Source organism: Flavobacterium aureirubrum, from assembly GCF_038739835.1.
Classification (GTDB): Bacteria; Bacteroidota; Bacteroidia; order Flavobacteriales; family Flavobacteriaceae; genus Flavobacterium; species Flavobacterium aureirubrum.
Map to the genome: position 1 here is coordinate 1 of NZ_JBCGDO010000150.1, position 284 is coordinate 284.

The following is a 284-nucleotide window of genomic DNA, read 5'->3' on the forward strand; positions in this document are numbered from 1 at the left end:
TGATATGGGTTTATATATGTTGTACCTGCATAAGTACCTTCTAAATAAATACTGGCATCAACTGGAAGTAAATCATATTTATTCCAATCTTTTACTTTGGCAGTTAGGAAAACATTTTCATTCAGTAATGGTTCTGCAAAATATTCAAATTCAGCAGGAATTGTGAATTTGTCAATTTCAATCATATATGGAGTATCTAGTGATGGAATACTATAGTTTTTTGAGATTTTAAAAACTACAGTGTTTAATAAAAATTCTTTTTCATCTCCTGATCCTGTAACCTG

1 pseudogene is annotated in these 284 nt (G+C 29.2%); it reads right to left on the reverse strand.

The features are described from left to right. Nucleotides 1-284, reverse strand: a pseudogene (locus tag WFZ85_RS16305) (mucoidy inhibitor MuiA family protein); the annotation flags it as partial.